Source organism: Bythopirellula superficialaquae (assembly GCF_059632245.1).
In genome coordinates this window covers 2,053,496-2,067,749 of record NZ_CP197426.1, presented here as the reverse complement: position 1 = coordinate 2,067,749, position 14,254 = coordinate 2,053,496, and the positions used below count along the sequence as shown (strand labels likewise).

11 protein-coding genes are annotated in these 14,254 nt (G+C 51.1%); 9 read left to right on the top strand and 2 right to left on the bottom strand.

The genetic code is table 11. The features are described 5' to 3' along the window. Window positions 1-178: 178 nt before the first annotated feature. Complete coding sequence (gene glpX / locus SH678x_RS08505) at window positions 179-1,285, bottom strand: class II fructose-bisphosphatase (protein ID WP_496922469.1); 1,107 nt, start codon at window positions 1,283-1,285, stop codon at window positions 179-181. 753 nt (window positions 1,286-2,038) lie between these two features. After that, a complete protein-coding gene (locus tag SH678x_RS08500; RefSeq protein ID WP_496922468.1) occupies window positions 2,039-2,272 on the bottom strand; it encodes a hypothetical protein in 234 nt (77 codons plus the stop codon). Between the two features lie 457 nt (window positions 2,273-2,729). Between SH678x_RS08500 and SH678x_RS08495 the strand changes: the two genes are divergently transcribed. The 9 genes from SH678x_RS08495 to scpA all read left to right on the top strand — a co-directional run bounded on the left by SH678x_RS08495 (window position 2,730) and on the right by scpA (window position 14,227). Next, on the top strand, window positions 2,730-3,911 hold the full coding sequence (locus SH678x_RS08495; RefSeq protein WP_496922467.1) for an acetyl-CoA C-acyltransferase family protein: 1,182 nt from the start codon (window positions 2,730-2,732) through the stop codon (window positions 3,909-3,911). A 44-nt stretch (window positions 3,912-3,955) separates the two neighbouring features. Beyond that, complete coding sequence (locus tag SH678x_RS08490) at window positions 3,956-4,699, top strand: 3-oxoacyl-ACP reductase family protein (RefSeq protein WP_496922466.1); 744 nt, start codon at window positions 3,956-3,958, stop codon at window positions 4,697-4,699. 100 nt (window positions 4,700-4,799) lie between these two features. Then, window positions 4,800-5,150 carry an SNARE domain-containing protein gene (locus tag SH678x_RS08485; protein ID WP_496922465.1) on the top strand — a complete coding sequence of 117 codons (351 nt, stop codon included), beginning with the start codon at window positions 4,800-4,802 and terminating at the stop codon, window positions 5,148-5,150. Window positions 5,151-5,155: 5 nt separating this feature from the next. Next, window positions 5,156-6,265, top strand: a complete 1,110-nt coding sequence (locus SH678x_RS08480) for an alpha/beta fold hydrolase (protein WP_496922464.1) — start codon at window positions 5,156-5,158, stop codon at window positions 6,263-6,265. 113 nt (window positions 6,266-6,378) lie between these two features. Then, window positions 6,379-7,881: an AarF/UbiB family protein gene (locus SH678x_RS08475; RefSeq protein ID WP_496922463.1), complete on the top strand. Its 1,503-nt coding sequence runs from the start codon at window positions 6,379-6,381 to the stop codon at window positions 7,879-7,881. A gap of 31 nt (window positions 7,882-7,912) precedes the next feature. Further along, a complete protein-coding gene (mce, locus tag SH678x_RS08470; RefSeq protein WP_496922462.1) occupies window positions 7,913-8,338 on the top strand; it encodes a methylmalonyl-CoA epimerase in 426 nt (141 codons plus the stop codon). A 73-nt stretch (window positions 8,339-8,411) separates the two neighbouring features. Beyond that, window positions 8,412-9,899, top strand: a complete 1,488-nt coding sequence (gene scpC, locus SH678x_RS08465) for a succinyl-CoA:acetate CoA-transferase ScpC (protein WP_496922461.1) — start codon at window positions 8,412-8,414, stop codon at window positions 9,897-9,899. A gap of 18 nt (window positions 9,900-9,917) precedes the next feature. After that, complete coding sequence (locus SH678x_RS08460; RefSeq protein ID WP_496922460.1) at window positions 9,918-12,029, top strand: methylmalonyl-CoA mutase family protein; 2,112 nt, start codon at window positions 9,918-9,920, stop codon at window positions 12,027-12,029. Continuing rightward, window positions 12,026-14,227, top strand: a complete 2,202-nt coding sequence (scpA, locus tag SH678x_RS08455; protein WP_496922459.1) for a methylmalonyl-CoA mutase — start codon at window positions 12,026-12,028, stop codon at window positions 14,225-14,227. Before SH678x_RS08460 ends, scpA begins: the two co-directional genes overlap by 4 nt. Window positions 14,228-14,254 lie beyond the last annotated feature (27 nt).

Genomic DNA, 14,254 nt, shown 5'->3' with positions numbered 1-14,254 from the left:
CATGCTTGACTACAATCCTTGATTTTGCGCATCCAACTTAAACCCAGCCTGAAAAAATCGCTACGGCGAATATGTTTCCTTCCAAAACGATAGCAGCCCGACGTTCGCCGAAAGAGGCTGAGAGCCCTTCAGTAAAGGCCTATCGATAAGATCGAGTCTTAAGTCTGCTTCACGAATTCTAAAGCTCAACTTCCGAGCGCTTGGAGCGAAGCCGCAGAGTCTTGGTCTTAAGATTGTGATGTGCTTGGATGAAGCGGATTGTACCCGTTTTCACTCGCATCAAGATCGAATGTGTGACTGCGGTTGAACCGTTGACTTGAACACCCTTGAGGAGTGGGCTATCACTGATTCCAGTCGCACAAAATAACAAGCCTTGGCCATGAGCCAGATCGCGCGACAAGAAAACTTTGTGCAGACGATCTTCCCAACCTTGTTCAATAAGGCTTTGCTTTTCCGTTTCATCTCGTGGCCAGATTTGGGCTTGCATGCCGCCCCCCAAGCAACGTAACGCAGCCGCTGACAATACGCCTTCGGGAGCCCCACCGACGCCTGCATATAGGTCAATATTCGAGGACGACAGTGCTGGGGCGAGCGCCGCAGCAATATCCCCATCTCCTATCATGCGGAGCGATGCGCCGACGCGACGGATCTCCTCCACGAGATCGTTGTTTCTTGGTCGGTCAAGAACCATTACCACCACATCGCGAATTTCCTTATTGAGAATTCGAGCGGTGACTTTGATGACTTCACTTAAGGGAGCGTTGATATTTATCGGTAGCATTGGATCGGCCATAAACTGATGTCGCACCGCAGGTGGGTAAGCCAGTTTCTTTAAATAGAACGCGGGAATGTCTTGCAGACAGTTATCTTGTCCGTCGTCTCTTGAGGCAGCAGCTATACAGCTAATGGCGTTAGGCAAGCCTTTACTCAAGTTCGTTGTTCCGTCGATCGGATCGAGTGCAATATCGTACATCGGCGCCCCTTCGCGCCACATGCCCACTTTCTCTCCTTTGAACAGTCCTGGTGCTTCGTCTTTGATTCCCTCCCCGATCACCACCTCGCCACGAATGTCCATAATGTCAAACATTCCGCGAATAGCATCACTCGCCGCCTCGTCGGCACTAATCTTGTCGCCTTTTCCAAGCCACTGCATGGAATTCAGCGCCGCCATTTCCGTCGCTCTCAAAAAGTCAAATTCGATTAAGCGTTCTCGATCGTAGCGATCCAAGATGCCCGACCTGCAGGAAATTAGTGTTTCTGATTTTGTGCTATTTGATACTTCCATGGCTGAATTCGCCTTGTAGCTGATTTAAAAAGACGATTTCGGCAGTGCGACGTGTGCATATCTCAATCGCGTCGATCACTCTTGATCTTGATTAGTTCCTTCCATTCAGTTGTGCGACTTCGAAGCGATTACTAATATTTTTGACGCCTGCTATGTTACGAGTCTTAATTCTCCATGGTCAGTGGAGGTTTAAGTCATCGACCAATCACACTTATCGAAGAGAAGTACCGCACCAATCAAAAAAGCCAATTCGTATTACAAGTAGACTTTCGTTTCCTTGGCAATAAGTCGTCTATAATCGAGAGATTAATCGCAAAACTTGCGCCACGGTCAGGCCTTATATATTCTCGGCCTCTTGTTTTGTATTGATTCAAAATTAGTGGACTATTACAACGAGTTTCTCGATTTTTCCCACTACGAAGGAAGCTCTCACACCCGACGTATTGAAAGTGCTCGCTGCTCTCTTGCCACTTGAGCAATATGAGTCGCTAGATATTCCAACGCCTCTTCCCTAGAGGCATGCTGTGATAAGCCCTGTTGATCACTGAGAGAATTACCGTAGCAGCAATGCCAAGGATGGTTGTCAGCTTCGTGCTCCGGAGCGTAATAAATTCTCCAGATAACTTCGGAATTATTCATGTTTTCCCTCAAACCACGGAGTCTCACAGCACGTTTTAGAACGTATGTATAGGCGTTAAGTTTGACTGCCCTCGCCTTGCAATCTCACTTTCCAACGGATCTATACTCCTGTATTCAGATAATATGCGAGTTCCGATCGATCGAAGAGCCAACAGGGATCTCTTGCCCCTCGTCAACCACTTTGGATAGGTGTGTGGCAAGATATTTCATCGCATCTTCTTCAGAAACATGCGACGATGATCGCTGCAATGCATCAAGTGACTCACCGTAAGACCAGTGCCAAGGGTGAGTATCCGAATCACGGATAGGTGCATAATGTAGTGTCCAAGTAGCTTTAATTGTTTTCATGTGTAGTCTCTTATTGAAAGCCTAGCGCCTCGTTGGCACGAATATTATTTTTGGCTGCAGTATCGCAGCACATGCACACATAAGCTAACTGCAAAGACGATTCCAATCGGTCAAACTGAATTGCATCGACCAAAGGCAGTTCGCAAATAGGGGGTTAGGAGTGCATCTGTGCGATTTCGCTCATCTCTAGGACGAATGGATGCAGTCACAACGCTCTCGAGCTTGGTTTGGATAGTTTCTCAGCAAATTTCTCACTGATCTGAACCTCAATTCATTTAGGTAAATCTTCACATAAGTCCCGGCGTTTCTGGCATGGCTAGTCGAGACGCTTTCTTGTTGCCTGGCTTTCACCGCGAGCTGCCGTCTGGCCCTTCTTGGGCACCCAGTCTGGCACAAACAATGCAGAAAGAGTTGTCGCGAAATAACTTGTTAGTGAAATCATGTTCGGGAGTTCAAAATGACAAGGGAAGTAGTCGTGGTGAGTGGGGTAAGAACCCCTATCGGTGGTTATGGCGGTAGTTTGAAGGATATTGCTCCTAGCGAGTTGGCTGCAAGGTGTGTAAGAGAAGCGGTTACACGTGCCGGCATTGAGCCGAAGTCGGTTGGCCACATCGTCTTTGGGAATATCATCCATACAGATGCCCACGACCACTATCTTGCACGTGTGGCTGGAATCAACGGGGGGCTCCCTGTTGAAACCCCCGCCCTCACACTGAATCGTTTGTGCGGCAGCGGCTTGCAGGCGATTATTACAGCGGCACAATCTATCATGCTAGGCGAAGTTGATATTGCCGTAGCAGGTGGTGCTGAGAACATGAGTCGAAGTCCGTATCTCTCGCAAGCAATGCGATGGGGTGCCCGTATGAATGACACTCCATTGCTCGATGTGATGGTGGGGGCGCTTTCCGATCCGTTTGATGATTGTCACATGGGGGTGACTGCGGAGAATGTTGCCAAAAAATGGAACATTTCGCGTGAAGACCAAGACAAATTGGCTGCGGAAAGCCATCGTCGAGCTGCAGTGGCAATCGAGAAAGGATACTTCAAGGAACAGATCTTACCCGTAGAGATCAAGGTCAAACGCGATACTTTGTTCTTTGACACTGACGAAACCGTTCGTCCCGAGACGACGGTTGAGAAACTTGGCTCGCTCAAGCCGATTTTCGACAAGGAAGGTTCAGTTACGGCGGGCAACGCGTCAAGTATAAATGATGCTGCGGCAGCTGTTGTGCTTATGGATCGAGAAATGGCCAACAAACGTGGTTTGAGGCCATTGGGTCGACTCGTAGCCTATAGCTATGCGGGCGTCGAGCCTAAGCACATGGGCATCGGCCCCGTGCCAGCCGTGAGGTCTCTTTTTGAAAAGACTGGGATCTCGCTTGATGACATTGATCTATTCGAGGTGAATGAAGCATTTGCGGCGCAGGCTCTTGCCGTTGCCCGAGAATTGAAGTTGCCAGCGGACCGTACCAATCCGAATGGCAGTGGCATCTCGCTGGGGCATCCCATCGGTGCCACGGGATGTATTCTTGCGATCAAGGCGCTTTATGAGTTGAAGCGGACTGGCGGCCATCGCGCGTTGGTGACGATGTGCATTGGAGGCGGTCAGGGGATCGCGGCCTTGTTTGCTCGTGACTAAGTTTATTGCTGGGGCAATGCTTGATTGAAAAAAGGGATAAAGTCATGTCTAAGTTGGATGGAAAAGTTGCGATTGTGACAGGTGCTTCACGCGGGATCGGCCGGAGTATTGCCCTTGAGTTGGCCCGTGCCGGAGCAAAAGTGGCTCTGAATTATCAGAAAAACGAAGAGAGAGCCCAAAAGGTTGCCGACGAGATTGCCGCACTGCCCGGAATCGCTTTACTGGTTAGAGCTGATGTGGGGATTTCTGCTGAAGCACGGGCGATGGTGAAGCGCGTGGCAGAGGAGTTCGGTCGATTGGATATTCTCGTGAACAACGCGGGGATCACCAGGGACACATCGCTAAAGAAGATGACCGACGAGCAATGGCAGGACGTCATACAGACAAACATGAACGGGTATTTTTATTGCACGTCGGCTGCGATTCCCATCATGAGCGAACAAAAGTCGGGACGGATCATCAATATTAGTTCGATGAACGGCCAGATAGCAGCCTTTGGTCAAGCGAATTACAGCGCGAGCAAGGGCGGCATCATTGCGTTCACCAAGACGGCTGCCTTGGAACTCGCCAGAAGCGGCATCACCGTCAATACAGTCGCTCCCGGTTTCACCGAGACGGATATGTTTGCCAACGTCCCGGAGAAGATTCAAGATCAGATCAAAGAAAAAATACCTCTCGGCAGATTTGGAAAGCCCGAAGAAATTGCCAAAGCGGTGCTGTTCCTGGCGGTTGACGGCGACTATATCACAGGCCAACAAATCAATGTCAATGGTGGTGCATTCATGTAGTAAACTTTAGTGCACGTAATAATTGGTGACAGAGACAATAAATCTTTAAATCTTTGTTTCCGACGTAGAAATTTTTTGCAGGTAGGAAGCGGTAACGACAATGAGCGAAAAAACTGAACCAGTCAACGTTTTTGATCCCTTTGGGATTATGAAGAACATGCGGGATGCCAGCATGGAGAACTGGGCCAAGACGATGACCGATTTCGTCAACAGCGATTCGTACACCAGTGCACAAGCAGAAATGCTCAATGCCTGGCTGGCAACTTCGACACCGTTTCGCAAGCTGCTGGAAAGCACGCTTAGCCAATCGATGCGAGCCCTGCAACTGCCCACCAGCGAAGACATCGTTCGGCTCGCGGAACGCTTGACCAACATCGAAATGCGCCTGGACGATATGGATGCCAAGCTGGATCAGACTTTGCAGTCGCAGCACCGAACGAATGGAGGATAGGTCAAATGAGTGTCAACGAAATGTTAAATGCGAATCCCAAGGCGATGATCTCTCCATTTATCGAAATGTTCGAGCAGTGGCATAAGGCGGCGAAGGACCTCAATGTGTACAACGAGTTGTTAACGAGAGATGCCAAGATCGCGCAGACTCCCAAGCGACTCATTTGGACTTTGAACAAGGCCAAGCTGTATCGCTATATCCCTCGCGTTTCCGACGAGCAACGACATCATATACCATTGTTGTTGGTCTTTGCCGTCATGAATCGCCCCTACGTATTGGACTTGCGTCCTGGTCACAGTTTCGTGGAGTTCATGCTCGACCACGGCTATGATGTTTATTTGCTCGATTGGGGAATTCCTGGGCTGGAAGATCGTGATTTGAAATACGATGACTATACGCTCGAATATTTGCCCCGCGTCATTCGTAAACTTAAGTCCGAGAGCCGCTCAGGTGAGTTCAGCACGTTGGGCTGGTGTCTGGGGGCTCTCATTAGCACACTCTACGCGTGCTTACGCCCCGATGACGGCTTAAAGAATTTGGTGTTGCTGACCGCACCACTTGATTTCTCGAACAAAGAAGCGGGGGGATTTTCTCGGTGGGTAAATCATCCGGCATTCGATCCCGATAGGATCGTCGAGGCATTGGGCAATGTGCCCGGAGAGATGATCGACGCCGGCGCCAAGATGCTTAAGCCGGTAGAGAACTACGTGAGCAACTACGTGAATTTATGGGAGAATATCGACGACGCAGGCCGTGTCGAGGCGTGGCATGCCATGAACACGTGGGTACGAGACCTAATCCCTATGTCTGGAGCCAGCTATCGACAGTTGATCACGGAGTTTTACAAAGAGAATCGCTTGATCGAAGGCACACTCGAAATCCGTGGTGAGCACGTTGATCTCGGTAAACTGAAGGCGAATCTCTTTAATGTGATTGCCGAGGCCGATCACATTACGCCTCCCTGTCAATCAGAAGGGGTGATGGATTTGGTAGGCAGTCAGGACAAGGAAGTGTTTCGTGTTCGGGGAGGTCATATAGGAATTATGGCTGGTCGTGGGGCCGAGAAATCAACGTGGCCTCATATCGATACTTGGTTGGCGGCACGTTCTGATTGACAGCGCAGTGTTTCCATAGGCGGTTCAGAAGTAATGTCGGCTGAATGAGAAGCGCGCAACGCTACGTCACCATTGCCATCGAGCCGGCTTGAATGCCTTAATGGAACGCTATCGTGAACTGGGAATCATTTATTGACGAGGAATCTCTCATTCAGCTGCTTCCGGCAGAATATTCCCGCTTTGCACTCCCCTTCAAACAAGCTCTAGAGGTATTCTTAAGCAGTCTGCCAGCAAACGCTCAAGAGCGTATTTTAGCGGAGCAGATTAACCTACCCGTTGGAGTATCACTCTCTCAACGATTGGGTCGTTTGGCTCATGGTTGCCCGGTCCTGCAAAAACTCGGACAAATTCTATCTCGCGACCAGCGTTTAGCCCCCCAATTGCGATTTGAACTCAACAAGCTCGAATCAACGTCGTCCTCGGTCTCTGAGGATGTGATTGAGTCCATCTTGGTGAAGGAGCTGGGTCGACTCGAAATAAAAGCACTCGAACTACTTCCTCCAGCAATCGCCGAAGCGAGCGTTGCCGTCGTGATTCCTTACAGAGACAAGAGTCAACCCGACCAACCGGAAGGGGTTTTTAAGATTCTGAAACCTGGTATCGAGGAACGGCTGAATATTGAGTTGGAAATCCTGTCGCAAGTAGGTGGGTATCTCGACAATCGCTTGATCGAATTGGGAATCCCGCCGCTCAATTATCAAGACACTTTTGATCAAGTGCGCAGTAAGTTACGTTGGGAATTGCGGCTCGACGAGGAACAACGGCACTTGGGACTTGCAGCCAAATTCTACTCTGATCAGCCTAAAATTCAGATCCCGACTCTGTTCGACCACTGTACTCGGCGAGTTACTGCCATGGAACGGGTTTTCGGGGAGAAGATAACCGACCACCGATTTGAACTTTCTACAGAGAAACACGGGCTCGCGGAACTGGCAGCGCGGGCTTTGATTGTTCGGCCTATCTTGTGTGCGGATGACCAGGCCCTGTTTCATTGTGATCCACATGCCGGTAATTTATTCAGCACGCGCGATGGGCGATTGGCAATCCTCGATTGGAGCCTGGCAGGCTTTTTAGGTGTGAGTGAACGGACTGCATTCGTGCAAGTTATGCTCGCTGCAATCAGTATGAGACCTGATAAGATGGTGGCGATAATTCTGGGACTCGACATTCGGAAGCAATGCAATACCACGGCTCTGAGAACCTGCGTGGGTCGTTGGTTGCGAAGGATTCGTCATGGGGAATTGCCGGGCCTCTCTTGGCTTGTAGGATTCCTGGACGAGGCCGTGCAAACGGCTCGGCTGAGTATGCCAGACGATTTGGTGATGTTTCGCAAATCGCTGTTGACATTGTCGGGAGTTATTAGTGAGATCGGTGCCTGGAGTTTTGACCTCGATCAGCTTCTAATGTATGAGTTCCTGCGCAGCTTCCTACGGGAGTGGCCGATTCGGTGGTTTTCGGACCCGAGTTCTCGTTCGTTTGCAACGAGACTTTCGAACTTGGATATCACGGAAGCTGCGGTGAGCTCTCCCATGATCGTTGGACGCTATTGGCAGGCTTTGTGGCGAGACTGTATTGATTTGCGCTCAGCCCCAAATCTTTCCCAAAAATTCTCGTAGGATATTGATTCAAATACCATAAGGTGATGAAATGACTCCGGTTAAAGCGATTAATCATATAGGTATCGCGGTGAAAAGTATTGATGAGCAACGTCCTTACTACGAACATACTCTGGGTGCCCAATTCGAAGGGTGTGAAGAAGTAGAGAGCCAGAAAGTCCGAGTAGCGTTTTTCAAAATTAACAACATACGGCTAGAATTGTTAGAACCTACGGATTCGGCCAGCTCAGTCGCCAAGTTTCTGGAAAATCGTGGAGAAGGTTTGCATCATCTCGCCTTCACCGTGGAGAATCTTGAAGAACGTATTGCCGAACTGCAACAAGCAGGCCTGAGGATGATCGACCAGACGCCACGACCAGGTGCCCACCATATGCAAATTGCTTTTATTCATCCCAAGAGTACGCATGGTGTACTCACCGAGCTGTGCCAACCCCCCCATGAGGCGCCGCTAAATTAAAGGAGCTTAGCCAAGTCGAGCGACGCACGTATTACGGACAAGAAGACCGACTTTTTCAGAAAGCGTTTTGTCTATGTCAGTTGAAGATTCGTTCCCCAGATTGACGGCCGAAGAGGCCGCCGAAATCATTCACAATGGGGCGCTTGTAGCCTTCAGTGGTTTCACGCCCGCCGGGTCTGCCAAGGACGTGCCAATGGCTCTTGCCAAAAGGGCACGTGCATTGCATGAAGCGGGGGAGCCCTTTCAAATTCGAGTTCTCACAGGAGCGTCGACGGGAGCAAGCCTCGACGATGCCTTGGCAGAGGCGGATGCGATAAGTTGGCGCGCACCCTATCAGGCGTCGCCGCCCCTCCGACAGCGTATCAATGACGGTCGTGTTGACTTTGTCGACATGCACCTTTCGCACGTGCCGCAATCGGTGCTGTTCGGATTCTTTGGAAAAATAGATGTAGCGGTCATTGAAGCCACACGGCTTACTTCCGACGGCCGAGTCTTTTTAACCTCGTCGATTGGCGCGTCTCCGTCCTTTTTGCATGCGGCGGAAAAAGTCATCATCGAATTGAATCATTATGTCCCTGGACAGATCAGTGATATGGCGGACATCGTTCTTCCGAAGGCGCCTCCCCATCGACCTGCGTTGGACCTCGATTACCCACTGCAACGCATTGGCAAGACGTTTGCCCGCGTCGATCCCGAGAAGATCGTGGGAGTTGTAGAAACAAATAGACCTGATGATGAGATCAAGTTCACGCCCCCCAACTATTTCAGCAACACGATCGCTCGACATGTCGTGCATTTTCTTTTGGAAGAAATGGCCAAGAAGCGGCTGCCGGAGGAAATGTTGCCTTTGCAAGTAGGAGTGGGAAACATTGCCAACTCCGTGCTGGCCGGACTTGGTGAGCATCCGGATATCCCTAAATTCGTGATGTTTACCGAGGTGTTTCAGTCGTCGGGTTTTGAATTGATGAAGCGGGAGTTAATTTTGGGGGCAAGCACATGTGCTTTGACCCTAACCCCCCCTCAGATGCTCGACTTGGTAGGAGAACTCGAGTTTTATATTCCGCGATTGGTGTTGCGACCGCAGGAGATCTCCAATAACCCTGCTCTGGTAAGACAGGTCGGCGTCATAGCACTCAACACGGCCCTGGAAATCGATATTAGTGGCAATGTCAATTCCACGCATCTGCTCGGCCGTACCGTGGTAAACGGGATTGGTGGGAGTGGCGATTTCGCCCGCAATGCGTATCTCTCGATCTTCATGTGTCCCTCGATTGCGAAGGATGGCATTATTAGCACGGTTGTGCCTATGTGCACACATATTGACCATAACGAGCATTCCGTAAATGTCGTTGTCACGGAACAGGGCATCGCCGATCTCCGCGGGCTGTCTCCAGAGGACCGGGCCCCCTTGATCATTAATAATTGCGCGCACCCCCGCTATCGCGACTATTTGCATGATTATTTGCGCAAGGCTGGCGCGGGGCATGTTCGACACGATTTGAAGAAATGCTTTGAGCTTCATCAAAATTTGTTACGAGATGGAAAAATGCTTAGAGAATAGTTAGAGAGTGAGCGACAAATGGAGTTACCTGTTGAATTCACGATTGAAGATGACTTTCCCCCCGTCAGCTATGAACAGTGGCGGGAACTTGTCGAGGAAGACTTGAAGGGTGCGCCCTTTGACAAGAAGCTCGTGACTCATACGTACGAGGGAATCAATATTCAGCCCGTTTATACTCGGACAGAGGGATTGAAAGAGCCCGACTACTATGGCGTTCCCGGCCAGCCACCCTTTGTGCGGGGTTCTCTGTCAACGAAGTTTGCGCAGCGCGGTGCTGATCTTCGCCAAGAATACTTTCATCCCGACACGGCCGAAACCAACAGACAGATACTTGCAGATCTTGCAGGAGGAGTGACCTCGACCCAGCTTCATCTGGATTATGCCGCTTGTCATGGTTTCGACCCTGATGAAATGGCTTTCGGCGAATCGCACACTTCGAACGGTGTGATGGTTTATTCGCACGGTGACATGGATGTCGCCCTCCGAAACGTGCCACTGGACCAAGTCGGTATTTCCTTGGAAGGGGGTGCAGCATTCCTACCAGCAGCGGCGCTGCTGATGTCGATTTGGCAAAAGAGAGGAATTGAACTTGGGGAAGTCCGCGGCGCATTCAACGGCGATCCCCTGGCAGTACTTGCTCGCAACGGTCAGCTGCCACTGTCGCTGGAAGCTTCTCTGACGTTGCTTGGAGATTTAGCCAAGTGGACCGCACGGAATTGTCCCTATGTGACGGCCGTGAAGGTCAGCACGTCTCCCTATCATAATGCGGGAGCAACGGCTGCGCAGGACCTCGCCTTTCAAATGGGAACCGCCGTAACTTATCTACGTGCGATGACAGCCATTGGAATGAGCATCGACGAGGCAGCGAAACAGATTTTGTTTCAAGTGGAATTAGGCACACATCATTTCTTGGCAATTTCCAAATTGCGAGCTGCCCGGCGTCTGTGGTCACGCCTGGTAGAAGTGAGCGGTGGCTCACCTGCAGCTGGGGCCATGACTATTCACGCGCGGACAAGCGATCGTGTCCTTACCCGTCGAGATCCTTACGTCAACATCCTGCGTAACACCGTTGCCATGTTTGCCGCCAGCATCGGCGGGGCCAACATTGTTACCTCGGTCCCATTTGACAGCCTCATTCGCTTACCAGATGACTTCAGCCGACGGTTGGCCCGCAATACGCTGTTGATTATCCAAGAAGAATCGCACTTGAATCGAGTAATTGATCCTGGCGGAGGTAGCTGGTTCCTCGACTCGATCACTAGTCAGCTTTCCCACGAAGCTTGGGAAATCTTTCAACAGATCGAGCAGCTTGGTGGCATGAGCGAAGTGTTGCAATCGGGGTGGGTAGCCGACCAGATCGAAGCCGCTCACATTCCTCGTGCTACAGATATAGCGCGAAGAAAGGAAGGCATTACAGGGGTCAGCGAATTTCCGAATGTTGCCGAACTTCCTCTTGATAAAATTGCTCCGAATCTCTCTGCAATTCGACAGGCGGCAGTTGATCGCGTTCAGAACGAACGCAAAGAATTCGAAACGGTGCAAACTGCATCAGCGATGGATTCTAAAACGTCGATAGCTGTACACAAAGCCAAGACGGGGGCCACGATTGGGCAATTGGCTCGCATGGTAGGCTTCCATACGTCCGCTGTTACCGTGAAGGCGATCGAAGCCCGGAGTTTTGCTCAGCCCTATGAAGAACTACGCGACGCAGTCGATGCCTGGGAATCTGTGAACGGTCGGCGTCCGGCGGTTTTTCTTGCCAATATTGGATCGGTTGCCCATCATACGGCACGCGCAAGCTATGCGACGAATTTTTTCGAGGCGGGCGGATTCAATATCTTGACCAACGATGGATTCGCGAATGCCGATGCCGCTGTGAAGTCTTTTGCCGAGTCCGGAGCGTCAATTGTGGTTGTTTGTTCTTCGGACAAGTTGTATGACGAAATCGTGCCTGAGATTGCATCAAAACTAAAGCGGGCGGGGGCCAAATCGGTCGTGGTGGCGGGAAATCCAGGAAGCAATGAAGTGAAATGGCGCGACGCAGGAGTTGATCGATTCATTTACATCAAATGCAATGTGCTTGAGACGCTGAATGAAATGCTTCGTGAGGAAGGGGTGATAGAATCGTGACAATCCCCAACTTTTTCGATATTCCGTTAGAAACTGCCGAGGCGAACAATGCCTCGACAGCGACTTGCAATATGAATGGCTTAGCCGGGTCCGATGTTCCGATTTGGATGACGCCTGAGCAAATTCCCGTGTCGCCACTCTACACATCGAGCGATTTGAACGGCGTGGACCATTTGGCAACGATGCCAGGATTTCCTCCTTATGTGCGTGGTCCCTACGCCACTATGTACGTGTTGCGACCCTGGACCGTGCGACAATACGCGGGCTTTTCAACTGCCAAGGAATCGAACGCCTTTTATCGACGAAACTTGGCAGCCGGGCAGATAGGGCTCAGCATTGCTTTTGATCTGGCTACGCACCGAGGTTACGATTCCGACCACCCCCGCGTCAGCGGAGACGTTGGCATGGCTGGGGTGGCCATTGATAGTATCTACGACATGCGCATGCTTTTTGACGGCATTCCGCTCGATCGCATGAGCGTGTCGATGACGATGAATGGAGCCGTGCTACCGATCATGGCTCTCTACATTTTGGCCGCTGAAGAACAAGGCGTGCAGCCCGAGCAACTCGCGGGTACCATTCAAAATGACATCCTCAAAGAGTTCATGGTCCGTAATACATATATTTATCCGCCAGAACCGAGCATGCGGATCATCGCGGACATTTTCGAGTACACGAGTCGACGGATGCCCAAGTTCAACAGCATCAGCATCAGTGGCTATCACATGCAAGAAGCGGGAGCCACTGCAGATTTGGAGTTGGCATATACTTTGGCCGATGGACTGGAATATGTGCGAACCGGCATGATGGCCGGATTAAAAGTTGACGAGTTCTGTCCGCGGCTCTCTTTTTTCTGGGCGATTGGCATGAATTACTTCATGGAAGTTGCCAAGCTCAGGGCGGCGCGAATGATTTGGGCCAAGCTCATCAAGCAATTTAAACCGAACAATCCCAAAAGTTTGTCGCTAAGAACTCATAGCCAAACGAGTGGGTGGAGCCTGACGGCACAAGATGTTTACAATAATGTCGTGCGGACGTGTCTTGAGGCAATGGCAGCATCACATGGGCACACGCAATCACTTCATACGAACGCGCTCGACGAAGCACTGGCCCTGCCCTCAGATTTTTCGGCTCGAATCGCTCGCAATACGCAGCTCTTCTTGCAGCAGGAGACCGATACTTGCGATGTCGTAGATCCTTGGGGGGGCAGTTATTATGTCGAGCGGTTAACGCACGATCTGGCCTGCCGAGCCTGGCAACATATCTGCGAGGTGGAACAACTCGGAGGGATGACCAAAGCGATCCAGGCTGGCATACCGAAAATGCGGATCGAGGAAGCCTCGGCTCGCACTCAGGCGCACATCGATTCTGCTCAACAGACGGTCATTGGAGTGAATAAGTATCGCTTGGCGGAGGAAGATAACATCAAGGTACTACACGTCGATAATACAACGGTCCGGCAATCGCAGATCGAAAATCTCCTCAGGCTACGTGCTGATCGAAATCAGACCGAGGTGGATCGGTCTCTCGACGCGCTGACCGAGGCGGCTCGCAACAAGACAGGCAACTTGTTGGAATTGGCAGTGAAGGCGGCACGTGTTAAAGCCACCGTTGGGGAAATGAGTGCAGCACTCGAGCAAATCTATGGACGTTACGAAGCTCCGACAAGCGCCGTTCGCGGGATCTACGCTGCTGAAATCGGGGGGGACGAAACAGTGCAAGAAATACGGCACCTCTTGGAGCGATTCGAACAACATGAAGGCCGTCGGCCCCGGATCTTGGTGGCCAAGATGGGCCAAGATGGCCATGATCGGGGACAAAAAGTAATCGCTTCAGCCTTCGCCGATCTCGGCTTCGATGTCGACATCGGTCCGCTCTTTCGCACCCCAGCTGAGACGGCACGCCAAGCCGTGGAGAACGACGTGCATATTGTAGGTGTCAGTTCCCTAGCAGCGGGACATTTGACGCTAGTGCCACAATTGCGCGAAGAATTAGCGAAGTTGGGGCGGGACGACATTCTGATCGTGGCCGGTGGTGTGATTCCTCCCGAAGACTATGCGGAGCTCTACGATGGTGGTGCTGTGGCGGTTTTCGGCCCTGGGACCGTTATTGGACAAGCCGCCGCGGAGTTAATCCGGGTTTTGGCAGAGCGCCTGGAGATATCCCTCGATGGAGATGCATCCTTCAAATCGAACTAGAGCTAAGAGAACCTGAAACGGGTCTCA